Below are 26,170 nucleotides of genomic sequence, written 5' to 3' on the forward strand. Positions count from 1 at the left end.
CAGCAGACTAGGATTCTTCATATGGTTCTGCGCGTTTTTCTAGTTTCTCTCTTATTTCTATCGTCCTGCGGGCGTCCGCTGACAGAACCAGAGCGCGTGTTTGCAGAGAGCATTCAAGGCGACACACTGAATTTGGATAATGTGCGATTGGTCGAAGGTGCCCCAGTCGCACCGGTCACGTATTTCCGGGAAGAACGCCCACGTTTGGCCTGCCGTGAACTTATTTTGCCGCCTGTCGAAGCGGGGTTTGTTACTGGCAAACCCGCAGCCGTCGCCCTGTTCAACAAGGTCTATTTTGCACGCGACTGGTATCTGGAAGATTACATGACCGACTTTCCCGATCAGATGAACCTGATCGCCGCGATGTTACTGGCTCATGAATTGACCCATGTATGGCAATGGCAGAATCGCGCAACCACCGGCTATCACCCTCTGCGAGCAGCGGCAGAACACGGTGGAAGACGGGATCCGTATCTGTTCGATCTGGATACCTCACCTGACTTTTTGTCCTATGGCTTCGAACAACAGGGCGCGATTGTCGAGGAATACGTGTGTTGCCGTGCGCTGGACCCTCAGGCCGAGCGCACAGCGAGGCTCCACACTATGTTGGGTGCACATTTCGACCTGTCCCCTTTGCCGGAAAAAGGGCGTGAACGAGCGGTTCTTTTGCCATGGAGCGAGGCAGAAGTGGACGGAATTTGCAGTCAGTCCTGAAGCGTTTCCAGATAGGCAACCAGATCCACAATAGGCTGACTTGTCAGGATCGGCTGGCCCTGCGGTGTTTTCATGGACGTGTCTTGCCCGTCGAAATACGGACCATAAACCGGCATCGGGCTGCCGTGGCTGACCAACGGGTCACGCCCATCGATTCGGGCAACCACACGTGCGGTTGGGAATACGCCGCCTTCGCCAGACAAGCTGGTCAGGTCACTCGGCTGCACAACCAGCACGCTGGCCATCGGCCCCTGCCCGGTCGCATCGATCCCGTGGCAGGTTGCACAATAGTGCATGTAAAGCTCCTCACCGATCTTGGCGTCTTGCGCAAAAACCGCCTGAGAGGTGGCGAGCGAAGTTGATAAAACCAGCACACCAAGTTTTGCTTTGAACATCGTATCCTCCTGCCACGATAGACATTTGCAGGGTTGCCCGGTGGACACCTTGGCGCAATGATCCAGATCAACGCAGGCGAGAGGATGCAGGACATGACACAATACGCAGCCATAATGTTGGCAGCCGGGATCGGAGTGCCAATTCTGGCCGCTTTGAACGCAGCCTTGGGCAAGCTGATCGGATCGCCGACCACTGCCGCCGTGATCCTGTTCGCAATCGCTTTTGCCGCGTCAGCGCTTGTGATGCTGCTGTTCCCGGGGTTCGAAGCGCTATCCAAGGTCGCTGAGGCCCCGAAACACCTGCTGCTGGCAGGCGTGCTGATCGCGTTCTACGTTCTGTCAATCACCCACGTCGCCCCGCATTTCGGAGTGGGCAACGCAGTGTTCTTTGTTTTGCTGGGCCAATTGATCAGCACAGCGGCCATTGACCATTTCGGCCTGTTTGGAGCTCAGATCACGCCGCTGACATGGATGCGAGCCGGGGGTATTGCCGTGATGGCCGTTGGTGTTGCAATCACTCAACTGGCCTGAGCACCCCAGCCTCAAGTCTAACCGTCCGATCCATACGCGCCGCCAGTTCAAGGTTGTGCGTCGCAATCAAGGCCGACAACCCCTCGTCCCGGACCAGTGCCATCAGCGCATCAAACACCTGATCCGAGGTTTCGGGGTCGAGATTTCCGGTCGGTTCATCCGCCAGCAAAACCCGCGGCTTGTTGGCCAGCGCCCGGCAAAAAGCCACGCGCTGTTGCTCACCACCCGACAGTGCGGCTGGGCGGTGGCTGGCGCGCGGGGCAACGCCCACCCGGTCCAGAAGATCCATGGCCCGCTTTTGCGCGGCTTTTTCGGAAATACCGTTCGCCAGCTGCGGCAGGGTGATGTTTTCGAGCGCTGTAAACTCGGGCAGCAAGTGGTGGAACTGATAAACAAACCCGACATCTTGTCGGCGCAGCGCGGTTCTGGTTCGGTCGCCCTTTCCGCTTACGTTCTGCCCTCCGATTTCAACGGTTCCGTCGTCGGGCATATCCAACAGTCCTGCAATGTGCAGAAGCGTAGATTTACCCGCACCGGACGGAGCCACCATCGCCACGGCCTCACCCGCGCGCAGGTCCAGATCGACACCGCGCAGAACCTGTACTTCACCCGGCGTACCCTTGAGGTAGGTTTTGGTCAGGCCATTCAGGCGCAATGTGACATCATTCATAGCGCAACGCCTCAACCGGGTTCAGACGCGCCGCACGACGCGCTGGAAAATAGGTGACGATGAAAGACAGACCAAGCGACAGGCCTATGGCTTTGAGCACGTCGCTCAGGTGCAGCTCGGCCGGTAAAGCATAGATGCCGCGGATCGACGGATCCCAGACGCCGCCGCCCATCACATAATTCACGAAGGAAAAGATCGGATCGATATAGATCGCAAAGAGGCATCCCAAAATGACTCCCATCGCCGTTCCAATCAGGCCGGTGAACGCCCCACAGATAAAAAAGACCCGCAGCACCGACCCTTCGCTAAGTCCAATGGTGCGCAGGATGCCAATATCGCGCCCCTTGTTTTTGACCAGCATGATCAAGCCCGAAACGATATTCATCGCAGCGATCAGGACAAGGATCGACAAGATAATGAACATCACGTTGTCTTCAACTTCCAGCGCTCGCAGAAAGCCTCCCGACGCATCCTGCCAAGTCCATATCTGGCTGCGTACGCCAGAGGCTTCGAGAATCGAGATCAGGATCGGGCCCAGTTCTTCTGGCTTTTCCACCATCACCTCAATCTCATCCGCCACACCTTCACGGTTGAAAAAACTTTGCGCCTGCGAGAACGGCATATACACGCGGGTGCGGTCGATATCATAACGACCTGCCGAGAACACATAAACGACGCGATACGCGTTCACACGCGGCGAGGTGCCAAAGGCTGTTTTGACACCATTGGGCGAGGTCAGTTTTACAACATCCCCCACGGTGGCACCGATGCTACGCGCGACGCCGGATCCAATGGCAATGACATCTTCACCGCTTTGAAACTCAGTCAGATTTCCTGCAGACTGTTCTGCCTGCGCGATACCTGGCAGGTCGCGCAGATCGTCAGGTCGGATGCCAAACACCTCAACCCCGCTGCTGCGGTCGCGGTTGGTGATCAACACCTGTCCTTTGACCAAAGGTGCTGTTCTTTCAACACCGGGCACCTGCGCGATCCGGGCCGAGCGGTCCTCGTAATCGGCCATTGTTCGGTCGACCCGGCCCTGCGCGTCGATCTCACCGGAAGAATAAACCGTCACATGTGCGTTTGCTCCCAGAATGGTGCCCACAAATTCCGAACGGAAACCCGACCGGACCGACAATGTCGCGATCAGCGCAAACACCGCGAGGGTGATCCCGATCAATGAAATCCACGTCATGACGCTGACACCACCTTCGGCCCTGCGGGCCCTCAGGTAACGCCATGCAATCTTCCATTCAAAAGGGGCAAAGGGCGGGGGTGTGTTGGCCATGCCTGCTCCGGGGTGTTTCTTGTTTGCGGCGACAGTTTCGGCATTTCACCCGATGGTCAAGCCGGTAGTCACCAAGACTTGGTTCCTCGGCCTGAATGCGTAGCAGTGATTCGGGTCACCGCTTACAAGTCGCAGCCAAACGGACGACTTCAAAACGCGGCGCTACACCGTGAGTTGTGAAGCCCTTCACAGACAAGGTGATATTGTTTCAGTTATGAAGTTAATCATCGCACTTTGTGAGTCTGTGAATCGAAAAGGCAACAATGAGGGCGAAATTTTATTACTCTTTTTGATTATTTTCAGAAACTTTGTCACCCTAACTATGGGGGAACACATTTAAAGAGCGGGGGTCGCTCAATGAATTTTCAAATCTCTAACAATGGCGTGGGCGCAATTCCAACCCGCAAGGCATCAACAGAACTGGATTGTGAGACAGCGGCACTGCTGCGCGCGGCCATTCGGCCGATCTTTGTCAGCGCAGCAAGCTGGAGCAATCTGGCTGATATCCTCAAGGAAAAAGGATACCGGCTGGCGTTCCGTCAGGGGCGTTTGTGCATCACGGATCGGACGACCGACGCACGCGTTTGCGGGCTGCGGTTTCTGGGTCTCGAGTTTCGCGAACTGGTAAGCCGTCTGGGCCGACCGATTGTGGTCGCGCGCGGTGACGGTGCCAATGGCGACGTTCTGGCAGAGCGCCCGACGGCAGACCAGGACTGAGAGCAAAGCCAGGCCACCTGAGTTGGCCGCGGTTGACGGCCAGATCAGAATGCTGGCCGCCTAGTTTGTTCTAACGAGTTCACGGTGACTGTTAATTGTGCACCTGAAGATTGCGATCAGGCGATCTTCTCATAGATTTCTGCAACCTTGGTGACTGCCGCTTCCGGGCTCAGCTCCTCGCTTTCGCCTGTACGGCGACAGGTCAGTTCAACCACACCGTTCTTCAGGCCGCGCGGTCCCACGGTAATGCGCCAGGGCAGACCAATCAGGTCCATGGTTGCAAACTTGCCCCCTGCCCGTTCGTTGCGATCATCATACAGCGGCTCCAGACACAAGGCGGTCAACGCCGAATAGATCTTGTCGCAGGCCGCATCTGCTTCTTCATCACCCTGCTTCAGGTTCACAATTCCGCAGTGGAACGGTGTTACGCCCTCGGGCCAGATGATGCCTTTGTCGTCATGACTGGCCTCGATGATCGCGCCGATCAGGCGGCTGACGCCGATACCATGGCTGCCCATATGAACAGGGACGGATTTTCCGTCAGGACCCTGAACCGTTGCGCCCATCGCTTCAGAGTACTTGGTGCCGAAGTAAAAGATCTGACCAACCTCAATACCTCGGGCCACGCGACGGCGTTCCTCGGGGATTTGGTTGAACAATGCCTCATCATGCGTCTCGTCCGTACGCGCGTATTTCGAGGTGAACTCTTCCAGAATAGCCTGGCACTGTTCGCGGTTGTCATAGTCGATCTGGCGGTCGCCAAAAGTCAGGTCAGTGACTGCGCTGTCATAAAAGACCTCGGATTCGCCGGTATCGGCCAACACAAGGAACTCATGCGTGTCATCGCCGCCGATCGGGCCTGAATCGGCGCGCATCGGAATGGCCTGCAGGCCCATGCGTTCGTAAGTGCGCAGATAGCTGACCAGATGGCGGTTATAGGCGTGCAGCGCGTCTTCCTTGGTCAGGTCGAAATTGTAGCCGTCCTTCATGTAGAACTCGCGCCCGCGCATCACGCCGAAACGCGGGCGGATTTCGTCGCGGAATTTCCACTGGATCTGATACAGCGTCAGCGGCAAGTCTTTATAGCTGGTGACGTGACCGCGAAAGATATCTGTCACCAGTTCCTCAGCGGTGGGCGTATACAGCATGTCGCGACCGTGACGGTCCTGCATGCGCAGCATTTCCTGACCGTAATCATCATAACGGCCGGATTCGCGCCACAGGTCGGCCGATTGCAGGATCGGCATCTGGATCGCGATGTGGCCCGCACGCGCCTGTTCCTCGTGCACGATGTTTTCCAGCTTGCGCAGCACTTTGAAGCCCAGCGGCAGCCACGAATAAATACCGGCGGCGGCCTGCTTGATCATACCCGCGCGCAGCATCAGCCTATGGCTGACGATCTGGGCCTCAGACGGGTTTTCCTTGAGAACGGGCAGAAAGTAACGGCTCAGGCGCATGGATGGACCTTCAAAGGTAAGAATTCGACTGCACAGGTGATTATTCCAAAGCCCCGCCGGGGGCAATCGAACATTGGCAGTTTTGCGACTTCGCGTCAGTCGGTTTTTTGATTGACCCGCCAATCGAGAGCTTCAATTGTAACAGAATTGCGAAACTCAAGAGGCGCCGATGCAAACAATTCTGGAACCCGCCCGCCAAATCCCTGTCATCCATCAGACCGACGTGTTGGTTGTTGGCTCTGGTCCCGCAGGGCTGGCCGCAGCGCTGGCAGCGGCGCGGGCCGGGGCCGAAGTATCTCTGGTCGACCGCTTTGGTTGCATGGGCGGCAACATCACTGCTGTGGGCGTCGAGGGGTTTGCCTGGTATCGCCATGAACAGACGGTCGAGGCCGGCGGTATCGGCATGGAATTCGAAACCCGTGCCAAAGACATGGGCGCGGCTGTCCCCGAAAGCCAGTCGCTGAGTTATGAGCTGGACAGCGAAGGGTTCAAACTGGTCGCCGACAAGCTGGTCGAAGAGGCAGGCGTGCATCCAATGCTGCACCGTCAGTTTGTCGCCCCTATCATGGAGGGCGACCGGATCACCGGCATCATCACCGAATCCAAAGCCGGGCGCGAGGCGATCCTGACCAAAGTGGTAATCGACGCCACCGGCGACGCGGATGTGGCGCACCGCGCAGGCGCACCGACCCACAAGACCCCGCGTGAAGACATGATGGCCGCCTCGGTCATGTTCCATCTGGCTGGCGTCGATAAACGCGCGTTCATGGAGGGCGTGAAGGCCGACCCGCAGACCTACAAGGACTGGGGCGGCGGCGGTGAGTGGAATATCGAGACTAGCGGCAAGGAAGACGACATGTTCTCGCCCTTTGTTCACAAGCCATTTCAGCAAGCCATAGATGAAGGGCTGATCCCGCCGCATCTGAACACCATCGCAGGCACCTGGGGCGCAATGCATGACACCGGTGAGCTGACGTATATGAACCTCATCCACTTGGCCGAAATCGACGGCACCGACCCCGACAGCCTGACACGCGGCGAGATCGAGGGCCGCCGCCAGTCGATGCTGGCTATTGACGCTTTGCGCCGGTTCATGCCGGGCTGTGAAAACGCGCGGCTTCGAAACTTCGGTATGACCATTGGCATCCGCGACACGCGCAAGATCGACGCGGTGTATAACATGACCGAAAACGATGCCCGCCATCAGGGTCGGTTTGAAGATACCATTGGCATCTATCCCGAATTCATTGACGGTTATGGCATTCTGATCCTGCCTACCACGGGACGGTACATGCAGGTTCCCTACCGGTCGATGCTGCCAAAGGGTATCAAGGGGTTGCTCGTTGCAGGCCGGTCGCATGGTGCAGGTCGAGTAGCGCATGCCGCCACGCGCAACATGGCCTGTTGTGCCGTTATGGGTCAGGGTGCAGGCATTGCGGCAGCGCTGTCATTGAAAAGCAATCAGGACCTGGACCAGTTGAACTTGGCACCTGTTCACACGGAACTGGAACGCCAAGGGGTCAGGATTCACTGATGGACAGCATTCCAACAATCGACATCTCGCCTTTGACCGATCCAAAAACCGATGCATACGAAGCTACGGTGCAGCACATCCTTGAGGCTTGTACCGGGATCGGGTTCCTGTCCATCACCGGAACAGGCGTGGCTCAGGAAACTGTTGATCAAGTCAGACAGACGACCAGAGAGATTTTTGCCATCGATGAGTCGCGTAAATGGGATCAGGCCATTACCCGCGAAAACTATCGCGGGTATATCCCCATGGGGTTCTTCACACCCAACGATGGCTCGGGCAACGCGGACAAATACGAAGGCTACAAGCTGCATCACGAAGTCGCGGCAAATGCCCCGATACGCTCGGTCTGTTCTTTGTACGGGCCGAATCTGTGGCCGGACGAAGTACCCGGCGCCAAAGAGATCATTCTAGGTTACTGGAGCCAACTGGATCGGGTCGCCGATCTTTTGCTTGGGGCGTTAGAGACAGGTCTGAACCTGAAGCCAAACACGCTGCGCAGTGCGTTCCAGGACCCGATGACCAACATGACCCTGCTACACTATCCGCCGCAGGCTGAGGGCGAGGCGGGCTATGGCATCCATCCCCACAAGGACACGGACGCTCTGACCATTATCGCTCCAGATCCGGTGGGCGGACTTGAAGTACAGACGCGCACTGGGGGATGGATCACACCAAACTGCCCGCCGGGCGGGTTTGTCGTCAATATCGGCGACATGCTAGAGCTTTGGTCAGGCGGCCGGTTGAAATCCACGCCGCACCGGGTGGTTAACCGGTCAGGCAAAGAGCGGTATTCTTTCCCCTACTTCGCCGTCCCCCGCCACGACGTCATCGTCGAACCATTGTTGGCTGCGCTGCCTGTTTTCGACCGCCCTGCTGTTCATTGCGGGCATTGGTCCGCAGAAATCTGGCGCACCAACTGGCCCGATGAGACCGCAGACGACAATACGCCGGAACTGGGGACACTTCAGGACTAAAGGCTGCAATTTCAGGCCAAATGAAGCGCTTGCATCACTCGCCTTGATACGCCAAGAACACCATCAAAGACCTGCAAAAGGGGATCGCGATGGCATTGCCGGTTAAGGATCAGATGAGATACTGGGGCGTCGTCGCTTTTGTTTTTGTATTGATCCTCTGGGCTTTAGGAGATGTCCTGCTGCCGTTTGTGATCGGCGGGGCCATCGCCTATTTCCTTGATCCCGTCGCTGATCGGCTTGAACGGCTTGGCCTGTCACGCATGGCGGCCACAGCAATCATTACCGTTGTTGGCATTCTGGGGTTTGTGTTGGCTATCCTGATGGTCGTGCCAGCCCTGATCACCCAGTTGCTGGATCTTGTGGACGTGATGCCTGAGCTGTTCAAGCAATTGCGTGGTTTCGTAGAAAAACAGTTCCCATCCCTGTTGGACCGGGAATCCAGCACGCACCAGATGCTCGTGTCTTTTGGCGAAACGCTCAAGTCTAAAACCGGGGACGTTTTGCAAACGGTGCTGACCTCGCTGGGGTCTGCCATCAACATCGTGGTTCTTCTGGTGATCGTGCCGGTTGTTGCAGTCTACCTTCTGTTGGACTGGGATCGCATGATCGCCCGGATTGGAGAGTTGCTGCCGCGCGATCACGCGCCAACCATCAAACGGTTAGCGAGCGAGATTGATGCCGTTCTGGCCTCTTTCGTACGCGGGATGGGTACTGTCTGTCTGATCCTTGGCACGTATTATGCGGTAGCTCTGATGCTCGCGGGTCTGCAATTCGGCCTGATCGTGGGTTTCATTGCGGGGTTGGTCACGTTCATTCCCTATCTGGGTGCTTTGATCGGTGGCACGCTGGCCATCGGACTGGCACTGTTCCAGTTCTGGGGCGACTGGGCTCATATCGGCCTGATCGCGGGTATTTTTGCCATTGGGCAAGTGACCGAGGGCAATTTTCTGACACCCAAACTGGTCGGAAACTCCGTTGGGCTTCACCCGGTTTGGCTGTTGCTAGCGCTGTCGGTCTTTGGCGCGCTCTTTGGCTTTGTCGGGATGTTGGTTGCCGTTCCGGTCGCAGCGGCCCTTGGCGTTTTGGCTCGGTTTGGAACCTCGCTCTATCTGGACAGCCGCCTGTACACCGGTCTTGAAAGCCAGGATCAGGAAACCGAGTAAATGGCCCGACAACTCAGCTTTGATCTGCCCGCCAAAACTGCGCTTGGGCGCGAGGACTTCTTTGTCTCGCCTGCCAATGCTTTGGCCGTAGCCATGATCTCGGCCACATCCTGGCCCGGAAACAAACTGGTGCTGAGCGGCCCTGCTGGCGCCGGCAAAACCCACCTGGCGCATGTCTGGGCCGCTGAAACCGGCGGTCGCATCATTCAAGCGTCTGAATTGCGCTATGACGATGTACCAGAACTGGCGCGAAAGCCGATTGCGGTCGAAGACGTGCCGATGGTTGCCGGTGATCTGGAACAGCAGAAAACGCTGTTTCACCTGCACAATCTGGTTCTGGCCGAGGGGCACGCCCTGTTGATGACCGGCAGGCTTGCGCCGAAGTTCTGGGAAATGCCGCTGGCAGATCTGCAAAGCCGGGTTGAAGGGGCCCACCACGTCGCGTTGGATCCGCCCGACGATGCGCTGCTGGGCGCAGTGCTGGCCAAGCTGTTTGTGGACCGTCAGTTGAATCCCGGCCCCGAGGTCATTGCTTATCTCGTCAAGCATATGGACCGCCGGTTTGAAACCGCCGCAAATGTTGTCAAACAGCTGGACCACCTGGCATTGACGGAAAAACGTGACATCACCCGCGCATTGGCCGTGCGGGTTTTAAACACGAGCCCGGATGAGATCGAGACGGGTGATTGACCCGCAAGCTCCAATTTCGCATCCTCTGACTGCACTATCTGGAAGACACATGGATCAGACCGTCGAAACCGACATCCCGGACTGGGGACCATTCGGAAAACCATTGTTCGACGACCCTGGCACGCGGGCTCTGTCACGGGTCGGGGTGGTCGATGTTGGGTCGAACTCGGTTCGAATGGTCATCTTCGACGGGGCGGCCCGATCACCCGCATATTTCTACAACGAAAAGGTGATGTGCGAACTGGGCGCGGGCCTGTCCGAGACAGGGAGTTTGAACCCGCGTGGGCGCGACCGCGCGCTGGCGGCACTGCGCAGGTTCCAGCATCTGGCAATGGATTTGGATCTGCCCGGGCTGCACGTGGTGGCCACAGCCGCAGTGCGAGAGGCCGAAGACGGCCCGGATTTCTGCGCGCAGGTCAAAGCGGAAACCGGGCTGCATGTGGCCGTGATCGACGGCGCTGAAGAGGCCCGCCTGTCAGCGCAAGGCGTGTTGCTGGGTTGGCCCGGTGCGTATGGCCTGATCTGCGATATTGGCGGCTCGTCCATGGAATTGGCCGAAATCGGCGACGGTCAGGTCGGCCGCCGTGTGACCTCAGCCCTCGGGCCGCTGAAGCTACGCGACATCAAGGGCGGGCGACGGGCGCGCAAGGGGCATATCAAGTCAACAATGGAGGAACTGCGCGATCAGATGGGCCCGCAGCGGGACCGTCTGTTTCTGGTCGGTGGCAGTTGGCGCGCCTTTGCGCGGTTGGACATGCTGCGGCGGGGCTATCCGCTGAACGTGCTGCACGAATACCGCATGACCACCAAACAGGTGCGTGAAACGATCAAGTTCATCGAAAAGAACGATCCCGACAAGCTGCGCAGCCAAGCTGGGGTCTCAAGCTCGCGCATGTCATTGATTCCCTATGCGATGGACGTGCTGGCGCGGCTGATCCGAACGTTCAAGCCCAAGGATATCGCGATTTCAAGCTATGGCATCCGCGAAGGCCTGCTTTACGAACAGATGTCACAGGAACTGCGCGACCGCGACCCTTTGATCGAGGCCAGTCGTTTTTCCGAAGCCAAAGATGCGCGCCTGCCCGGCTTTGGTCGCCACCTTTATGATTTTGTAATGCCCTTGTTCCGGTCAGCACCGCCCAGCCGGGTACGCCTGATCAAGGCGGCCTGCCTGTTGCACGACGTCACTTGGCGGGCCCACCCGGATTACCGGGCCGAAGCATGTTTCGACTATGTCACTCGCGCAAATCTTGGTGGCCTGAAGCATTCCGAGCGTGTTTTTATCGGGCTAGCATTGCAGCATCGGTATCGCAACAAACGTGAAGGCAACCGTTTTGCCCCGTTGTATGAATTACTGGACGAGAAAGACCAAAAACAGGCCGAGATCCTGGGCAAAGCTATGCGATTTGGCGCGATGCTGTGGATGCACAACGATGCCAATATGGGACGACTGAAACTCTATCCCAAAAAACGCGAGCTAGAGCTGTATCTGCCCGAAGCTGCGGCACCATTGTTCAGCGAAGTGGCCGAAGCGCGCTTGAATTCACTGGCAAGCGCACTGAAATCCGAAATGCGCGTGATCATCAAGAACTGAGATTGTCTCAGATATCAGTTGCGCCTTCGGGAACCTCTTCATCCTTGTCTTCAGGCTCGGGCAGGTCTTCAATCGGTTTTTTGCGGATGATAATGTCGCCGTTGGGCAGGATTTCCGGCACTTCATAAGCGCTCCAATCCTTGACCTCAGCCGCCAGTTCCGCCAGCGCAGGGCCCATCTCTTGCAGGAAAGATTGCATGGCCGGCCCAAACTCGTCCGCCATCCCAAGCAATTCATCCAGTGCCGGTTCCATTTCCTTGCGCAGCCCTTCGAAAAACAGCTCGGCCCCCTGCTCCATCAGGGATTTGCCCGTGTCTTCTTGTGCCAGTGTTGGCACCGCCAAAGACGCCCACACGACGCTGATCAAAACAATCCGTTTCATAACGTTGATATAAGCCTTCAGATGCAAGCTGCAAAGGCTACAGATCAATATCCAGAGTGACTGGGAAATGGTCCGAGGCTGCCAACAGCGCTTGCCGCAACTCTGGTTCAGACCAGCATGCAACATCCCGAAACGGGTGCCATATGCGCCAGGCTGGATCAAAGGCCCGCAAATCCTCTGAGATCATGATGTAGTCCAGCAACGCCTCAAGAAACTGGCCTTCGTCGGGGCGCGCGAAACGTGCAGTGGACGGCACTGATCCCGGCCTGAACTCATGCGCCCTGATCGCATGCGGGTCATACAGCCCCGCTTGCAACAAAATCTCAACCGACGACCGTCCGAACAGATGTTCAAACTCATCCAGACCCGGTCCGTCATTCAGATCGCCTAGCAAAACGACAGACTCATTCTGCGCCAAATGCGCCTCGACCCTTCTGGCCAGCCAAACCGCCTGCGCAAGTTGCTTGCGGCGGTTGGCAATCGAAATGCGGATCGCCTCATCCCTTGAATCTGCCCCATGCGGCGCTTTTGACTTTAGATGCGCCCCGATCAACCTGACGTCCTTGCCCGAACGAGTTGTCAGAGCCAGTTCCATTGGCGGTTTGGAAAATCGGACGATGTCTTCAGTCGCATCAACATCCAGGTCAATTTTGAATTCACCATCGAACCGAGGGGAGGACAGGTCGTCGGCGTCTCCTTTTGGGTCGTGGCGCACGTCCAGAACTGACCTGTCATACAACAATGCCAACTCCTGGTGTGTGTCATTGGCAAAACCCATCACCGCGTCAGAAGTGCGAAGATCGAATGCCTCGGCAAAGGCCTGTAATGCGCGTACCGTGTTCTGGCGTTTGCCGGTGTTCGGTGCCTCAACGATCAGAACCGCATCAGCATCTATCGCGGTCAGAACCTTGGCAATTGCCTCGACCTGCTGGGCCTTGGTGACGTCGTGCCTGCCCGACCAGCTTTCATCGACAATGAGGGCGTCGTTTTTGTCGAAAAGATTGGCGAACCATTCGATATTATAGGTCGCCAGCCGCATCTTCTCAGGCCGCCGCGCCGTTGATTTCATCCCAGGCGCGGTTGATATCGATCATCTTTTTTTCAGCCAACCGGATCGCTTCTTCCGGGACACCGCGTGCCATCATCGCATCCGGATGAGTCTCGCGTACCAGTTGACGCCAGACTTTGCGGATCTCAGTTACCGGCATGTCCCGTGATACGCCCAGCACCACGTAAGGGTCATTGGGTGCCTCGGGTACAAACCGCGCGCGCAAGGCCAGAAACTGCGCGTCGGTCTGACCAAAGATGCGACTGACCTCTTCCAGGAATTCGTTTTCATTGGGATGGTAAAACCCGTCTGCCATAGCGATGTGGAACAGCCCTTCCATCAGGTCGCAGAGGGTCGTGTTGTCTTCGGAAAACATCCGAGCGATCTTGCGGGCATAGTCCTGGTATCCGGCAACATCCGTGCGCGCCATATTGAAAACCCGCGCAGCGCCTTCTTCATCCTCGCGCGCAATCTGGAACACGTCGCGGAAGGCCGTGACCTCGTCCCGCGTCACCTGCCCGTCCGCTTTGGCCATTTTTGCGCCCAGCGCAATGACGGCAATCGTGAACGCAACCGAGCGTTCAGGCGGCGAGCGTAGCTTTTCAAAAACAGCGGTCAGGCTTTCGCCCTGTGCAAGAGCGCTGAGCGCGTCAGATATGCGGGTCCAGATCGACATGGCCGTACCCTAGCGCCACAATCCGGGACTGTCAGGTGCGATAGATCATTCCGGTGAAAGAATTTTCTGCATCAGCACAAGATCCAGCCACTGCCCCCATTTGTAACCGACTTGAGGCATATGTCCGACCTGTTCGAACCCCAACGCTGTGTGGAATGCAATGGCAGACGGGTTTGCGGACGAGATGCCAGCAACCAGCACATGGACGCCTTCGGCACGCGCGGCCTTTTCAAGTGCCGCCATCAGGGCGCGGCCAGCACCCTTGCCGCGCGCGTCGGGTGCCAGTTGGATCGAGTGTTCCGAGCTGTGGACATACCCGGGGCCTGAGCGGAAAGGCCCAAAGGTCGCAAACCCGACCACGCGGCCTTCAATTTCTGCAACCAGAAACCCGGGACCTCGGGCGAGGATATCTTCGGCGATACTCTCAACGCTGCGGGTATCGGTTGTGAACGTCACCAACGTCTCGCGAATGATCTGATTGGTGATCTCGGCAATCGCGTGTGCATCTGCAGGCTGCGCCTGTCGGACCTTCATTCCAACACACGCACGCCGTGCGGGGTTTCAAACTCGGCCCGCAAAGCGGCTGGCCCAGTGTCGAACACCACCCAGTCCAACGCGCCAAGATGCGTGGCCAGTATTAGCGCATCCGGGTGGAACACGACCAACCTGCGTAGGCGGCAGCCGCTGTCCTGCAACATCTGCGCCGGGTGCAGATCCCCCTGCCACTGAATCAGCGCGGGAAACAGGTTATCAAAGGGAAGTCGGCCGGTCGGTGGCACGGCCATGCGCCAACTCAGGGCCCCGCGTGTCAGATCAATCGGCGTTCCAACACCATCGGGAAACACCGAAAGAGACGCTTCGATATCCGGCACGCGACAAATCCAATTGGTCAGCCGCGGTTTACCTGTGAACCGGTCCAGATCGAACCAGCGGGTCCGTTCCGGCGTGGGCGCGTCGGGATCAATGGCAATTGCCTCAAGATACAGGCCGTCCTTGAGTCCCAGCAATCGATTATAGGTGCCAAACTTCTCGTGTTTGCCGCCCGCCTGCAGTGCAACGCCCAAAGCCTGTTCGACATGCGCGGATGCTTCTTCCAGCGTTTCTCCGGCGACAGCCAGATGATCGAGCAACATGCGCCCCTCCTAAAAAAATTCGACCAGACCCAATCAGGTCTGGTCGCATGTTTCCGCCATCGGCGCGCGATCACAAGATTTTTCGACGAAAAACCTTAGCCACTGTTTAGCCGCGCGCTTCACTAATCAGACGCAGGATGTCCTGCGCAGCTTCGGGGATATTGGTGCCCGGCCCAAAGATCGCTTTCACCCCATGATCGTACAGGAACTGATAATCCTGCTGCGGGATAACGCCACCGCATATGACGATGATGTCCTCGGCACCAGCTTTTTTCAGCTCTTCCACCAACTGCGGGGCCAGCGTCTTGTGCCCTGCAGCTTGCGAGGAAATCCCAACCACATGCACGTCATTGTCCACGGCATCCTGCGCGGCCTCGGCGGGTGTCTGGAACAAAGGCCCAACGTCGACGTCAAACCCAATATCGGCAAAGGCCGTGGCGATGACCTTGGCACCTCGGTCGTGACCGTCCTGCCCCATCTTGACCACCAGCAAACGGGGGCGACGCCCTTCAGCTTCGGCAAACTCCTCAATGGACTTCTGGATCGCGGCAAAACCTTCGTCACCTTCGTATGCCGCGCCATACACCCCGGCCAGGGTTTTCACCTCGGCACGGTGGCGGCCGAATTCCTTTTCCATTGCCATGCTGATCTCTCCTACGGATGCGCGGGCGCGGGCGGCCTCGACCGCAGCAGCCAGCAGGTTGCCACCCTCGCGGGCAGTTGTGGTCAGCGCGTCCAGCGCAGCCTGACACGCTGCCTCGTCGCGGGTTGCGCGGATACGTTCCAGTCGCGCGACCTGTGCTTCGCGCACCGCAACGTTGTCGACATCCAGAATGTCGATCGGGTCTTCCTGTTCTTTCCGGTACTTGTTGACACCGACGATCACCTCGTCGCCCCGGTCGATCATCGCCTGACGGCGCGCCGCGCTTTCCTCGATCCGCAGTTTGGGCATGCCGCTGGCCACGGCTTTGGTCATGCCGCCCATCTCCTCGACCTCTTCCATCAAGGCCCAGGCCTTTTCGACCAGTTCGTTGGTCAGGCTTTCGATGTAATACGAACCGGCCAAAGGATCGACCACGTCGGTCACGCCGGTCTCTTCCTGCAAAACCAACTGCGTGTTCCGCGCGATACGCGCCGAAAAATCAGTTGGCAGAGCAATCGCCTCGTCCAACGCGTTGGTGTGCAAGCTTTGCGTGCCGCCCAGAACCGCACTCATTGCCTCATAGGCTGTGCGGATCACGTTGTTGTACGGATCCTGCTCCTGCAATGAGACGCCTGAAGTCTGGCAATGGGTGCGCAACATCTTGGATCGTTCAGACTTCGCCCCGAACTCGGTCATCACGCGATGCCACAGTGTCCGCGCGGCGCGCAGTTTGGCGATCTCCATGAAGAAGTTCATGCCAATGGCAAAGAAGAACGACAAACGCCCCGCGAACTTGTCCACGTCCATCCCGGCCTCGGTCGCGGCGCGCACGTATTCGCGTCCGTCCGCCAACGTATAGGCCAATTCCTGCACCAGGTTCGCCCCGGCCTCTTGCATGTGGTAGCCCGAGATTGAGATCGAGTTGAACTTGGGCATCTCGTTTGAGGTGTATTCGATGATGTCCGAGATGATCTTCATCGACGGTTCAGGCGGGTAGATGTAGGTGTTCCGCACCATGAACTCTTTCAGAATGTCATTCTGAATTGTGCCGGACAGGACCGATTTGTCATGTCCCTGCTCTTCGCCCGCGACGATGAAACTGGCCAAGATCGGAACCACCGCACCGTTCATGGTCATCGAGACGGAAACCTTATCCAGCGGAATGCCGTCGAACAGGATCTTCATGTCTTCCACGCTGTCGATGGCCACACCAGCCTTGCCCACATCGCCTACAACACGCGGGTGATCACTGTCATAACCACGGTGCGTGGCCAGATCGAAAGCGACCGAGACACCCTGCTGACCTGCTGCCAGGTTGCGGCGGTAGAAGGCGTTTGATTCCTCGGCTGTCGAAAAGCCCGCATACTGGCGGATCGTCCACGGACGCCCGGCATACATCGTCGCCTTCACCCCGCGTGTGAACGGACCAAACCCGGGCAGAGAGCCCATATGCGGCAAGTCAGCGGTATCTTCCTGCGTATAAAGTGGTTTGACGGCGATGCCTTCCAGCGTTTCCTTGGTCAGATCGTCCAACGGACGTCCGCGCAGCTCTTTCTCGGCCAGCGCTTTCCAGTCCTTCGTGTCGGTCATTTGAATTTCCTCTCGTCAACTCGGGTGGCGGCCGCAAAAAGCGTCCGCATTGAGGTCCTGCGCTTGACCATTGCGTCGGGGCGCAAGCGCGAAATTTTGAGCGTTCTGTGTAAATCGTCAGTCGCAATCGCGGAGACAGGGGCTATATTCGAAAGAACAGGAGGCCACATGACTCGCACGCTTGCCTTTGTTTTCTCGGCACTAATCCCTCTGGCCGCTTGGGCGGCGGACGGCACGGCGCCCTCGGATGACAGCTTTGTTCGCCCGGTCGGGGACAGCGAACTCAGCGAATTTCTATGGGTCAACCGGCCTATCGTAGTTTTTGCGGACACACCTGCCGACCCGCGCTTCCAACAACAGATCGACATGCTGCTGGACGGCGAAGAGGCCATGCGTGACCGGGATGTGGTGGTTTTGACCGATACCGACCCATCGGCGCGGTCTCCGATTCGGTCACAGTTGCGTCCACGTGGGTTCCAGATGGTGTTCGTCGACAAGGACGGTGTGGTCAAACTGCGCAAACCTGCCCCTTGGAGCGTGCGAGAAATCGGCCGGTCCATCGACAAGACACCCCTGCGTGAGCGCGAAATCCGCGACCGGCGCGAGGGCGGTTGAGCGCTTTCGCAATACCACGCAGCTCCGGCGCAGAACGCCGGAGACCGTCGGAGGTATAGTGAAAGCACTGGCATGATCACTCGAACTCGATGATCACTTCGTCCACGGCAAGGCTGTCGCCGGGGCCAGCGTTGATCTTTGCAACCGTGCCCTTCTTCTCGGCCCGCAAGATGTTTTCCATCTTCATCGCCTCGATGGTGCACAGCGCCTGACCTTCCTGCACCTCCTGCCCCACTTCGACATCGATTTTCACGACCAGACCAGGCATCGGGCACAGCAGCATTTTCGAGGTATCCGGCGGCAATTTTTCCGGCATCAGTTTGGCCAGCTCTGCCTGTCGCGGACGGCGCACCAGAACCTTCAAATCGGCCCCACGGTTGCGAATGCGGAACCCGCCCGAAACCTTGCCGACCTTCAGAACCAACGGGCTGCCATCGACATCTAGTATGGCCAGCTGATCACCCGGCGTCCAGTCCGAGGCCACACGCAGGGTCGACCCATCTTCGAACTTGACGGTCGCACCTTCTTTGTCAGCATTGACCTGAACCGGGAACTCGTGGCCTTCCAGCGATACAACCCAGCGTTTGCCGACTTTACGTTCGTGATTGTCCATCCGGCCCGACACGCGGGTCCGGCGGATCTCGGCCACGCGATGCATTGCTGCGCAGGAGGCTGCAATCCGGCGCAGATCAGCTTCGGGCAAGGATACGCCCTCGAACCCATCGGGATATTCTTCGGCAATGAAAGCCGTGGTCATGTCGCCGCTGATGAATTTCGGGTGGTCCATCACAGCCGACAGGAACGGAAGGTTGTGACCGATGCCTTCAACCTCGAAACTGTCCAAGGCAACGCGCATCGCCTCAATCGCGGCTTCACGGGTCGGGGCCCAAGTGCAGAGTTTTGCGATCATCGGGTCGTAATACATGCTGATCTCGCCGCCCTCGTAGACGCCGGTATCGTTGCGTACGGCGGCCTCACCCTCAGGCGCGTCGCCCTGCCATTTGCCGTTGACCAACATCGGACCGGCCGCAGTTTCCTGCGGAGGACGATACCGGGTCAGACGGCCAATCGACGGCAGGAAGTTGCGATAGGGATCTTCCGCATACAGGCGGTTTTCAATGGCCCAACCAGTCAGCGTCACGTCATTCTGCGTGATCATCAAAGACTCACCCGCTGCCACACGGATCATCTGTTCCACCAGATCGACGCCTGTGATCAGCTCGGTCACCGGGTGCTCCACCTGCAGACGGGTGTTCATTTCAAGGAAGTAGAAGTTCTTTTCCCCATCGACGATGAATTCCACCGTGCCTGCGCTGGAATAGCCAACCGCCTTAGCCAAGGCCACGGCTTGTTCGCCCATCGCCTTACGCGTTGCTTCATCAAGGAATGGCGACGGCGCCTCTTCAACCACTTTCTGGTTCCGGCGCTGGATCGAGCATTCGCGCTCGCCCAGATAGATACCATTTCCATGGCTGTCACACAGAACCTGAATTTCGATGTGGCGCGGCTGGGTGACGAATTTCTCGATAAAAATCCGGTCATCCCCAAACGAGTTCGCAGCTTCGTTCTTGGACGACTGGAAGCCCTCGCGCGCCTCTTCGTCGTTCCACGCGATCCGCATGCCTTTACCACCGCCACCGGCGCTGGCTTTGATCATGACCGGATAGCCGATCTCATTCGAGATTTTGACCGCCTCATCTGCATCCTCGATCAGCCCCATATAGCCCGGAACCGTCGACACGTTTGCGTCCTGAGCGATTTTCTTCGACGTGATCTTGTCGCCCATCGCCTCGATTGCACCCTTCGGGGGACCGACAAAGGCAACACCTTCAGCTTCCAGCGCTTCGGCGAATTTGGCGTTTTCCGACAGGAACCCGTAACCCGGATGCACCGCCTGCGCACCGCTTTGGCGAATGGCATCCATGACCTTGTCGATCACGATGTAAGACTGGTTCGCCGGGGGCGGGCCAATATGCACGGCTTCATCCGCCATCGACACATGCAGCGCGTTCTTGTCCGCATCCGAATAAATAGCAACTGTGCCGATACCCATTTTGCGGGCGGTCTTGATGACTCGGCAGGCGATCTCGCCCCGGTTGGCGATCAGGATCTTATTGAACATGGAACGTCCTTTGGCTTGGTGTTCTGGAAACGCAAAACGCCGCCGCAGGGAGCGATCCCCACGACGGCGTGATGCGAGATGACGGACGAGGCGACAGGCGCCCCGAAAAAGATGCGTTAGTTACAGGTGTTCTGTGTTTTGCAATACAGTACGTTGCCCGCTGCGCCGACGGCCGCGCCGAAAAGTGGGTCTGCGTTGAGAACGGCTGCGCCAACAGCGCCGGCCCCGCCACCCAAGATTGCCTGTTCGCCCGTGGTGTCACCGCAAGCCGCCAAGCCCGCGCAGGCCGCTGCAACGAGGATAAGTTTTGAGATTCGCATTGTGACTGCCCTTCTGGTTGTCTTGTTTCGTTTGCGCTCTGATGCGCGAAACGCGACGTGTTATTCAATATCAGAGGGCGCACAGGCAACTTTTGTGCAGGTTTTTGCCTCTTTTTGCGCGTTGCGCGCAAAAAGAAAAACGCGGACAGGTTTTTGTGGGGAACACAAGCCTGCCCGCGTAAGGAAGGGGTACGGAATAGTAGGTGCATGTGCGGCGCAGGCAAAGTAGAGCCGCACGGCCCACTCACTGTGCACGCCACAATATCACCTGCAAACACAGTATTGTTTCCACGCGATATCTCGGCTGGTTTCTGCCCACACCGAGACAGCTCACGCAAATTCGTGCCGATCCAGGATCTCTGGTAAATCGGTGACAGCCCCTGCCTACCCGTCACATTGCCGTTACATTTACCCAAACAGAGGCGGCCGTTTGCACGTGCGGCATCACGCAGCGACATTTTTCTGCACTGCAAAAGTGCATTCACATTCATATGGTTGACAGATCGGTTCACCCTGACGTGATTTTTCCAGGGCCGAGTCGCACATTTCCTTGAGATATTTGGGGTTTTTCGTCCCATTCTCGTGATTTCCGTCGTCATCGGCCGCGTGAAACGGTGCGGATGCACACTCGCACACAAGGAAACACCCACATGATGACGACACGAATGAAGGCACTCCTGCTTGCTGCCTCGGCGCTTAGTGTGACCGGCACGCTTGCCTATGCTCAGGATGCCCAGACTCAAGCCGAACTCGATGCCTTGCGCGCACGGGTTGAGGCGCTGGAATCCGCCGATAGCAGCCCCGCTGACGGAGATTTTCGGATCGGCAACACCACTTTGGACGTTTATGGCTACGTCAAGGCCGATTTCTTCTACGATTTCGACTTTGATCAGGGCGATACTGCCTTTGTGAACGTCATCGGTGAACCGTCTGCGGCAACCGATGGCACCTTTGGTGCGACAGTACGCCAATCGCGGATTGGCCTGCGGACCACCACGCCAAGTGGGATCGGCGACATCGGGGGTCAGCTGGAGCTTGATCTGTTTGGCTCGGGTGGCACTGCCGAACTGCGTATACGCCACGCAAACATCACGATCGGTGATCAGTTCCTGATCGGCCAGTACTGGACCAACTTCCAGCCGCTGGACACCTATCCCACCTCGGTGGAATTCAACGGCCCGGTCGGGATTGCCTTCGCCCGTGTCCCGCAGCTGCGATACACCGGGCAACTTGGGGGCGACGCTCAGTTCGCCGTTTCTCTGGAAGAAAATGTCAGCGGTTCGAACTCTGACGATCCGGTCTTGACGGCTTCGGCGGAATACAATGACGGCACATATATTGCGCGGGGCGCGGTGCTGTATGGCAAAGCCAATTCCGGCAGTGTGGAAGTTGACCAAACGGGTTTCACTGCCTCTGCCTCGGTTCGCCCGTGGCAAGGTGGGCTGTTCCAAGTCAACTACGTGACGGGTGAGGCCCTTGGCCCCTATCTGATCGGCCTTGGCGATGCGATTGTCGGCGGGCAAGCGAACGATGTGGATGGCTATACCGTCGAATTCAGGCAAGACCTGAGTCCAAAATGGAATGTCGGCATTGCGTACGGTCGCGAGAATTATGATCTTCCCACCTCGACCGGCACATTGTCCTTCACCGAGTTGGAGACGATCCATGTCAACGCCTTCTACAAGGCAACTGACAACCTGACGCTCAGCGCCGAGTACATCTATGGTGAGCGGAACGACGCGCCCACCGGCCGCACCTTTGACGGTAGCCGCGTTCAGCTGGCCGCTCAACTCAACTTCTGATGCCGCACACAGATCCTGCCCAGTTGCGGGCAGGATCGCCGCGACACCGGATTCAGCATACTGATATGCGGCAGCCAATAACAAAATCAGCCCACCCCGTCGATGATTTCGGGAAAAGATGCGCGGGCCACATCCACATCAATGACCAAAAGCGCGTCATAGCTGGACGGATCAAACGGGTCCTCTGCAGGCACAACTTCGCGCCCGAACAACCAGCTCAGGCGACCCGCGTCCAGATTGCCCCGCTCGAAGGGCTGATCCCCGAAATGCGCCCAAAGCGCTTCCATGAACGCGGTATCCGCACGCTTGTCGGCAGGCTTACGGTCGCGGAACCGTTCCCGACGTGTCAAAGGCGTCACGCCCTTGGGATTGGCACGGCGAATAGTAAACTGAAAATCCGTGCCAGACAGACGCCCGGGGAAGCCGCGATGCTTCAGCATGGCAATACCTCCGGCTTAACGCTGACAGACAAAGAAAAATCAAACCCGAAAAGGGATGGGATCATGTTGCGCACCTCCAAAGCCGCACCGTTGGTCTGAGATGCTCTGACGTCATGAAAGAAAGAATTCATGGTCAAAGCCCCTCCCAGATACACCGGGACTGCTCCAGCCGGTAGGCTTCAAAAAACTGCGTCGCGTCCGGGGCAGCATCGCCAAATTCTACAGGTCGGTCCGCCAATGAAATGACAACTCGCACAGGCTGCAAGTCATGCTGGGCCACATAGGGAACCGCCAGTATTTGGCACAGATGCTCCATGTCTTTGGACGCAACATCGTAAGTGATCCGTCCTACCGTCGCGCCAATTTTTGGAGCGATGAAGCGAAAGCGCACCCAAAGCTCGCCCGGATTGTTGTCGAGCAAGACATCATCCAAATGCACAGGTTGGCCAGACGGCACCGGCAACGGCGTATCTGATTGAGCAAAGACGGGTGAGCAGGCCAGGCAGATCATTAGACAAATGGCGCGATCCCGGACCCGCCAAGGGCGAGCTCCTCCTTCCGGGATCGCGCGCGCAGTGCTTGTGAACTGCGCTGTTCTATGTCTGATGGGTCGGATCATTCAACTATTTGCCGATTCTTGTCAATTCCGCCTCAATTTTGAGCGGGTTTTGCCCAGTTTTTGGCCTGACGACGCACAGGAACACCGGAGCGGCCTGACCGCCCCAGGTCGGTTACAACGGAATATTGTCGTGCTTTTTCCATGGGTTCTTCAGTTGCTTACCCCGCAAGCTGGCAAACGCTCTGGACACACGACGACGGGTCGATTGCGGCATGATCACCTCATCGACAAAGCCGCGCTCGGCCGCGACGAAGGGGTTGGCAAACCGATCTTCGTAATCTGCAACGTGCTGCGCGGTCTTTTCTGCATCCCCAAGATCTGCGCGATGGATGATTTCGGTTGCGCCTTTTGCCCCCATCACCGCAATCTCGGCTGTGGGCCAGGCATAGTTGAAATCACCACGCAGATGCTTGGACGCCATAACCACATAAGCACCGCCATATGCTTTCCGCGTAATCACGGTCACTTTGGGCACTGTGGCCTCGCCATAAGCATAAAGCAGCTTGGCACCGTGTTTAATGACACCGCTGTATTCCTGCTGCGTGCCCGGCAGGAAGCCCGGAACATCCACAAAGGTCAGGATCGGGATTTCAAAACAATCGCAGAAGCGCACAAAGCGCGCCGCCTTGCGCGAGCTGTCAATGTCCAGACATCCCGCCAGAACCATCGGCTGGTTGGCAACGACCCCAACGGTCTGACCCTCCAGACGGATAAAACCGGTGATGATGTTCTTGGCAAAGTCTTCCTGGATCTCGTAGAAATCACCTTCATCCGCCACTTTGGTGATAAGTTCCTTCATGTCGTAAGGCGTGTTGGGATTGTCGGGCACCAAGGTATCCAGCGACGGCTCAAGCCGTCCGGGCTCGTCAAAGAACGGACGGACCGGGGGTTTCTCGCGGTTGTTAAGGGGCAGGAAATCCACCAATCGGCGCACTTCGGCCAACGCCTCGACATCGTTTTCAAACGCCGCGTCCGCAACCGAAGACTTCTTGGTGTGTGTCGACGCACCACCCAGCTCCTCGGCAGTCACCACTTCGTTTGTAACCGTTTTGACCACGTCGGGACCGGTCACAAACATGTAAGACGAGTCTTTGACCATGAAGATAAAGTCGGTCATCGCCGGGCTGTAAACAGCGCCACCGGCACAGGGGCCCATGATCACACTGATCTGCGGGACAACGCCCGATGCCGTAATGTTACGCTGAAACACTTCGGCATACCCAGCCAGCGACGCAACACCCTCTTGGATTCGCGCCCCGCCCGAGTCATTGATCCCTATGACCGGCGCTCCGTTCTGCACAGCCATATCCATGATCTTGCAAATCTTCTGCGCGTGGGTTTCCGAGAGCGACCCGCCGAAAACGGTAAAGTCCTGGCTGAAAACATAGACCATACGACCGTTGATTGTGCCCCACCCGGTCACGACCCCATCACCCGCAGGCTTTTGGTTTTCCATACCGAATTCAGTGCAGCGGTGGCTGACAAACATATCGAATTCTTCGAAGCTGCCTTCATCCAGCAGCAATTCGATCCGTTCACGTGCTGTCAGTTTGCCGCGTGAATGTTGGGCATCGATCCTTCTTTGCCCACCGCCCAGTCGTGCCTCATCTCGGCGATTTTCCAACTCCGAAAGGATGTCTTTCATGACGCGTATCCCTTTTAAAATTTGACGGGACACTACCTGCTAGACAGTCTGAGCCAAAGCTCTTTTCGGCAAATTTGCAAAGTATCAGCAACAACATTCTGGATAACCGCAAATTAGCTAAGTATCGAATTGATTTTTCTCAACGACTGGCATTCCGAATTTCAATAGCTATACATGTGAACTATGCAGTTCAGCTTAGGCGCCGCGCAGCGCACACCACCCACATTGGCAACACTTGTCTTGCTCTCAGGCCTGTCCGCCCTGAGCATGAACCTGTTCCTACCCAGCCTTCCAAACATGGCCGTGTACTTCGACACCGATTACAAGGTCATGCAGCTCTCGATTGCCTTGTACTTGCTGATCAATGCCGTTTTGCAAATCGTGATTGGCCCAATTGCCGACAAGGCGGGTCGTAGACCGGTTTTGCTTTGGGGGCTCGCGCTTTTCCTACTGGCCACTTTGGGATGCATTTATGCGCCGAACGCCGAGATATTCCTGGTCTTCAGGATGTGTCAGGCAGTCATTGTCGTAGGTATCGTGCTAAGTCGCGCGGCCGTGCGGGATATGTACGATCAAGACCAGGCCGCATCCATGATCGGTTATGTGACCATGGGCATGGCCGTGGTCCCCATGATCGGACCTGCAATTGGCGGCATTCTCGAAGAGGCGTTCGGCTGGAAAGCAAACTTCTGGCTGCCATTCGCCATTGGTGCCTTGACGCTTTTCCTGACATTTACGGATTTTGGCGAAACGGCAGCAAAAAGCGGAAAATCACTCATACAGCAATTCAAAGAATACCCCGAATTGCTGACCTCGCCTCGCTTCTGGGGTTACTCACTGGCCTGCGCATTCTCGTCGGGAGCGTTCTTTGCTTATCTGGGTGGCGCACCATTTATTGGAACTGAATTATTCGGACTGAGCGCCGCGCAAGTTGGCATCTATTTTGGCGCACCTGCCGTTGGGTACTTTGCGGGGAACTTCATCAGCGGGCGCTATTCTATGCGCGTCGGCGTGAACCGCATGGTGTTTTGGGGCAGCCTGCTAAATGCTTTCGGCGTCGTCCTATCGGCAACGCTTTTTCTTGTGGGCACCGGAACGGCGCTCAGCTTCTTTGGACTCATGACCTTTGTCGGCATCGGAAACGGTATGGTCATCCCCAATGCAACTGCCGGCTCACTGTCTGTCCGCCCGCACCTGGCTGCAACCGCATCAGGCTTGAGCGGTGCCATCATGTTGGGCGGCGGCGCGGGTCTAAGCGCATTGGCGGGCGCGCTATTGACACACGAAACCGGCGCTATGCCTCTTTTATGGTTGATGCTGGCAACAGCCCTTTTGGCTATTTGTGCGATTGCAGCAGTCATCCGGCGGGAACGGCAACTTGGGCTCTAATCGGTTGCGCGGATCACTT

At 57.4% G+C, this 26,170-nt stretch carries 26 protein-coding genes; 11 read left to right on the forward strand and 15 right to left on the reverse strand.

The annotated features are described in order from the left end of the window. Positions 1–21 precede the first annotated feature (21 nt). Positions 22–714, forward strand: a complete 693-nt coding sequence (locus GS646_RS11755; protein WP_171092409.1) for a hypothetical protein — start codon at positions 22–24, stop codon at positions 712–714. Here the strand turns inward: GS646_RS11755 and GS646_RS11760 are convergent. Then, on the reverse strand, positions 705–1,109 hold the full coding sequence (locus tag GS646_RS11760; RefSeq protein WP_171092411.1) for a cytochrome c: 405 nt from the start codon (positions 1,107–1,109) through the stop codon (positions 705–707). The two genes, GS646_RS11755 and GS646_RS11760, sit on opposite strands and share 10 nt — an antisense overlap. Before the next feature lie 93 nt (positions 1,110–1,202). Between GS646_RS11760 and GS646_RS11765 the strand changes: the two genes are divergently transcribed. Beyond that, on the forward strand, positions 1,203–1,640 hold the full coding sequence (locus tag GS646_RS11765; protein WP_171092412.1) for a DMT family transporter: 438 nt from the start codon (positions 1,203–1,205) through the stop codon (positions 1,638–1,640). On the opposite strand, the gene GS646_RS11770 is transcribed toward GS646_RS11765, so the two are convergent. Together GS646_RS11770 and GS646_RS11775 are read right to left on the reverse strand one after the other, a co-directional pair. Then, entirely contained in the window at positions 1,624–2,310 is a 687-nt protein-coding gene (locus GS646_RS11770) for an ABC transporter ATP-binding protein (RefSeq protein ID WP_171092414.1), read from the reverse strand. The two genes, GS646_RS11765 and GS646_RS11770, sit on opposite strands and share 17 nt — an antisense overlap. Further along, positions 2,303–3,598: a lipoprotein-releasing ABC transporter permease subunit gene (locus GS646_RS11775; protein ID WP_171185049.1), complete on the reverse strand. Its 1,296-nt coding sequence runs from the start codon at positions 3,596–3,598 to the stop codon at positions 2,303–2,305. Before GS646_RS11775 ends, GS646_RS11770 begins: the two co-directional genes overlap by 8 nt. Positions 3,599–3,955: 357 nt before the next feature. Between GS646_RS11775 and GS646_RS11780 the strand changes: the two genes are divergently transcribed. Continuing rightward, on the forward strand, positions 3,956–4,315 hold the full coding sequence (locus tag GS646_RS11780) for a hypothetical protein (RefSeq protein WP_171185051.1): 360 nt from the start codon (positions 3,956–3,958) through the stop codon (positions 4,313–4,315). 116 nt (positions 4,316–4,431) lie between these two features. Here GS646_RS11780 and proS read toward each other — a convergent pair whose 3' ends face one another. Continuing rightward, positions 4,432–5,772: a proline--tRNA ligase gene (gene proS / locus GS646_RS11785; RefSeq protein WP_171646630.1), complete on the reverse strand. Its 1,341-nt coding sequence runs from the start codon at positions 5,770–5,772 to the stop codon at positions 4,432–4,434. A 169-nt stretch (positions 5,773–5,941) separates the two neighbouring features. Between proS and GS646_RS11790 the strand changes: the two genes are divergently transcribed. From GS646_RS11790 to GS646_RS11810, 5 genes are all read left to right on the forward strand, one after another. Next, entirely contained in the window at positions 5,942–7,306 is a 1,365-nt protein-coding gene (locus GS646_RS11790; protein WP_171185054.1) for an FAD-dependent oxidoreductase, read from the forward strand. After that, positions 7,306–8,280: an isopenicillin N synthase family oxygenase gene (locus GS646_RS11795; protein ID WP_171185056.1), complete on the forward strand. Its 975-nt coding sequence runs from the start codon at positions 7,306–7,308 to the stop codon at positions 8,278–8,280. The genes GS646_RS11790 and GS646_RS11795 overlap by 1 nt, the downstream gene beginning before the upstream one ends. Before the next feature lie 89 nt (positions 8,281–8,369). Then, entirely contained in the window at positions 8,370–9,443 is a 1,074-nt protein-coding gene (locus GS646_RS11800; protein ID WP_171185058.1) for an AI-2E family transporter, read from the forward strand. Continuing rightward, positions 9,444–10,133 carry a DnaA ATPase domain-containing protein gene (locus GS646_RS11805; protein WP_171092427.1) on the forward strand — a complete coding sequence of 230 codons (690 nt, stop codon included), beginning with the start codon at positions 9,444–9,446 and terminating at the stop codon, positions 10,131–10,133. Positions 10,134–10,182: 49 nt separating this feature from the next. Continuing rightward, a complete protein-coding gene (locus GS646_RS11810) occupies positions 10,183–11,727 on the forward strand; it encodes a Ppx/GppA family phosphatase (protein WP_171646628.1) in 1,545 nt (514 codons plus the stop codon). Positions 11,728–11,734: 7 nt separating this feature from the next. On the opposite strand, the gene GS646_RS11815 is transcribed toward GS646_RS11810, so the two are convergent. The 6 genes from GS646_RS11815 to scpA form a co-directional block, all read right to left on the reverse strand. Continuing rightward, a complete protein-coding gene (locus GS646_RS11815) occupies positions 11,735–12,109 on the reverse strand; it encodes a hypothetical protein (RefSeq protein WP_171092430.1) in 375 nt (124 codons plus the stop codon). Between the two features lie 37 nt (positions 12,110–12,146). Beyond that, entirely contained in the window at positions 12,147–13,148 is a 1,002-nt protein-coding gene (locus GS646_RS11820) for an endonuclease/exonuclease/phosphatase family protein (RefSeq protein WP_171185061.1), read from the reverse strand. Positions 13,149–13,152: 4 nt separating this feature from the next. Continuing rightward, positions 13,153–13,833: a molecular chaperone DjiA gene (locus tag GS646_RS11825; protein WP_171092432.1), complete on the reverse strand. Its 681-nt coding sequence runs from the start codon at positions 13,831–13,833 to the stop codon at positions 13,153–13,155. 45 nt (positions 13,834–13,878) lie between these two features. Beyond that, positions 13,879–14,367: a GNAT family N-acetyltransferase gene (locus GS646_RS11830; RefSeq protein WP_171185062.1), complete on the reverse strand. Its 489-nt coding sequence runs from the start codon at positions 14,365–14,367 to the stop codon at positions 13,879–13,881. Further along, a complete protein-coding gene (locus tag GS646_RS11835; protein ID WP_171185064.1) occupies positions 14,364–14,966 on the reverse strand; it encodes a VOC family protein in 603 nt (200 codons plus the stop codon). Before GS646_RS11835 ends, GS646_RS11830 begins: the two co-directional genes overlap by 4 nt. 106 nt (positions 14,967–15,072) lie before the next feature. Continuing rightward, on the reverse strand, positions 15,073–17,199 hold the full coding sequence (gene scpA, locus GS646_RS11840) for a methylmalonyl-CoA mutase (RefSeq protein WP_171646626.1): 2,127 nt from the start codon (positions 17,197–17,199) through the stop codon (positions 15,073–15,075). A 168-nt stretch (positions 17,200–17,367) separates the two neighbouring features. Here scpA and GS646_RS11845 point away from each other — a divergent pair, with 168 nt between their 5' ends. Further along, positions 17,368–17,814, forward strand: coding sequence for a DUF4174 domain-containing protein (locus tag GS646_RS11845; protein WP_171092440.1), 447 nt, complete (start codon positions 17,368–17,370; stop codon positions 17,812–17,814). Positions 17,815–17,890: 76 nt separating this feature from the next. Here the strand turns inward: GS646_RS11845 and GS646_RS11850 are convergent, their stop codons facing one another. Both GS646_RS11850 and GS646_RS11855 read right to left on the reverse strand, forming a co-directional pair. Further along, positions 17,891–19,936, reverse strand: coding sequence for an acetyl/propionyl/methylcrotonyl-CoA carboxylase subunit alpha (locus GS646_RS11850; RefSeq protein ID WP_171646624.1), 2,046 nt, complete (start codon positions 19,934–19,936; stop codon positions 17,891–17,893). A 116-nt stretch (positions 19,937–20,052) separates the two neighbouring features. Then, positions 20,053–20,256 carry a hypothetical protein gene (locus GS646_RS11855; protein WP_171185070.1) on the reverse strand — a complete coding sequence of 68 codons (204 nt, stop codon included), beginning with the start codon at positions 20,254–20,256 and terminating at the stop codon, positions 20,053–20,055. A 650-nt stretch (positions 20,257–20,906) separates the two neighbouring features. Between GS646_RS11855 and GS646_RS11860 the strand changes: the two genes are divergently transcribed. Further along, positions 20,907–22,058: a DcaP family trimeric outer membrane transporter gene (locus GS646_RS11860; protein ID WP_253746352.1), complete on the forward strand. Its 1,152-nt coding sequence runs from the start codon at positions 20,907–20,909 to the stop codon at positions 22,056–22,058. Between the two features lie 86 nt (positions 22,059–22,144). On the opposite strand, the gene GS646_RS11865 is transcribed toward GS646_RS11860, so the two are convergent. The 3 genes from GS646_RS11865 to GS646_RS11875 form a co-directional block, all read right to left on the reverse strand. Further along, positions 22,145–22,498, reverse strand: coding sequence for a hypothetical protein (locus GS646_RS11865; RefSeq protein WP_171185072.1), 354 nt, complete (start codon positions 22,496–22,498; stop codon positions 22,145–22,147). 133 nt (positions 22,499–22,631) lie between these two features. Continuing rightward, positions 22,632–23,117: a DUF6497 family protein gene (locus tag GS646_RS22900; RefSeq protein ID WP_171185074.1), complete on the reverse strand. Its 486-nt coding sequence runs from the start codon at positions 23,115–23,117 to the stop codon at positions 22,632–22,634. Between the two features lie 112 nt (positions 23,118–23,229). Further along, positions 23,230–24,762, reverse strand: a complete 1,533-nt coding sequence (locus GS646_RS11875) for an acyl-CoA carboxylase subunit beta (RefSeq protein WP_171092450.1) — start codon at positions 24,760–24,762, stop codon at positions 23,230–23,232. A 183-nt stretch (positions 24,763–24,945) separates the two neighbouring features. On the opposite strand from GS646_RS11875, the gene GS646_RS11880 reads away from it, so the two are divergent. Then, entirely contained in the window at positions 24,946–26,151 is a 1,206-nt protein-coding gene (locus tag GS646_RS11880) for a multidrug effflux MFS transporter (RefSeq protein WP_171185075.1), read from the forward strand. Positions 26,152–26,170 lie beyond the last annotated feature (19 nt).

It is taken from the genome of Ruegeria sp. HKCCD4315, from assembly GCF_013112245.1.
In the GTDB taxonomy this organism is placed as follows: Bacteria; Pseudomonadota; Alphaproteobacteria; order Rhodobacterales; family Rhodobacteraceae; genus Ruegeria.

Excerpts from the sequence above, each read along its gene's own strand:
- GS646_RS11825 (WP_171092432.1), bottom strand. The coding sequence starts at position 13,833 with ATGTCGATCTGGACCCGCATATCTGACGCGCTCAGCGCTCTTGCACAG.
- GS646_RS11775 (WP_171185049.1), bottom strand. The coding sequence starts at position 3,598 with ATGGCCAACACACCCCCGCCCTTTGCCCCTTTTGAATGGAAGATTGCA.
- GS646_RS11865 (WP_171185072.1), bottom strand. The coding sequence starts at position 22,498 with ATGCTGAAGCATCGCGGCTTCCCCGGGCGTCTGTCTGGCACGGATTTT.
- proS (WP_171646630.1), bottom strand. The coding sequence starts at position 5,772 with ATGCGCCTGAGCCGTTACTTTCTGCCCGTTCTCAAGGAAAACCCGTCT.
- GS646_RS11790 (WP_171185054.1), top strand. The coding sequence starts at position 5,942 with ATGCAAACAATTCTGGAACCCGCCCGCCAAATCCCTGTCATCCATCAG.
- GS646_RS11765 (WP_171092412.1), top strand. The coding sequence starts at position 1,203 with ATGACACAATACGCAGCCATAATGTTGGCAGCCGGGATCGGAGTGCCA.
- GS646_RS11805 (WP_171092427.1), top strand. The coding sequence starts at position 9,444 with ATGGCCCGACAACTCAGCTTTGATCTGCCCGCCAAAACTGCGCTTGGG.
- GS646_RS11770 (WP_171092414.1), bottom strand. The coding sequence starts at position 2,310 with ATGAATGATGTCACATTGCGCCTGAATGGCCTGACCAAAACCTACCTC.
- GS646_RS11880 (WP_171185075.1), top strand. The coding sequence starts at position 24,946 with ATGCAGTTCAGCTTAGGCGCCGCGCAGCGCACACCACCCACATTGGCA.
- GS646_RS11830 (WP_171185062.1), bottom strand. The coding sequence starts at position 14,367 with ATGAAGGTCCGACAGGCGCAGCCTGCAGATGCACACGCGATTGCCGAG.
- GS646_RS11780 (WP_171185051.1), top strand. The coding sequence starts at position 3,956 with ATGAATTTTCAAATCTCTAACAATGGCGTGGGCGCAATTCCAACCCGC.
- GS646_RS22900 (WP_171185074.1), bottom strand. The coding sequence starts at position 23,117 with ATGATCCGACCCATCAGACATAGAACAGCGCAGTTCACAAGCACTGCG.
- GS646_RS11845 (WP_171092440.1), top strand. The coding sequence starts at position 17,368 with ATGACTCGCACGCTTGCCTTTGTTTTCTCGGCACTAATCCCTCTGGCC.
- GS646_RS11835 (WP_171185064.1), bottom strand. The coding sequence starts at position 14,966 with ATGTTGCTCGATCATCTGGCTGTCGCCGGAGAAACGCTGGAAGAAGCA.
- GS646_RS11850 (WP_171646624.1), bottom strand. The coding sequence starts at position 19,936 with ATGTTCAATAAGATCCTGATCGCCAACCGGGGCGAGATCGCCTGCCGA.
- GS646_RS11860 (WP_253746352.1), top strand. The coding sequence starts at position 20,907 with ATGATGACGACACGAATGAAGGCACTCCTGCTTGCTGCCTCGGCGCTT.
- scpA (WP_171646626.1), bottom strand. The coding sequence starts at position 17,199 with ATGACCGACACGAAGGACTGGAAAGCGCTGGCCGAGAAAGAGCTGCGC.
- GS646_RS11815 (WP_171092430.1), bottom strand. The coding sequence starts at position 12,109 with ATGAAACGGATTGTTTTGATCAGCGTCGTGTGGGCGTCTTTGGCGGTG.
- GS646_RS11755 (WP_171092409.1), top strand. The coding sequence starts at position 22 with ATGGTTCTGCGCGTTTTTCTAGTTTCTCTCTTATTTCTATCGTCCTGC.
- GS646_RS11795 (WP_171185056.1), top strand. The coding sequence starts at position 7,306 with ATGGACAGCATTCCAACAATCGACATCTCGCCTTTGACCGATCCAAAA.
- GS646_RS11760 (WP_171092411.1), bottom strand. The coding sequence starts at position 1,109 with ATGTTCAAAGCAAAACTTGGTGTGCTGGTTTTATCAACTTCGCTCGCC.
- GS646_RS11855 (WP_171185070.1), bottom strand. The coding sequence starts at position 20,256 with ATGCGAATCTCAAAACTTATCCTCGTTGCAGCGGCCTGCGCGGGCTTG.
- GS646_RS11875 (WP_171092450.1), bottom strand. The coding sequence starts at position 24,762 with ATGAAAGACATCCTTTCGGAGTTGGAAAATCGCCGAGATGAGGCACGA.
- GS646_RS11800 (WP_171185058.1), top strand. The coding sequence starts at position 8,370 with ATGGCATTGCCGGTTAAGGATCAGATGAGATACTGGGGCGTCGTCGCT.
- GS646_RS11820 (WP_171185061.1), bottom strand. The coding sequence starts at position 13,148 with ATGCGGCTGGCGACCTATAATATCGAATGGTTCGCCAATCTTTTCGAC.
- GS646_RS11810 (WP_171646628.1), top strand. The coding sequence starts at position 10,183 with ATGGATCAGACCGTCGAAACCGACATCCCGGACTGGGGACCATTCGGA.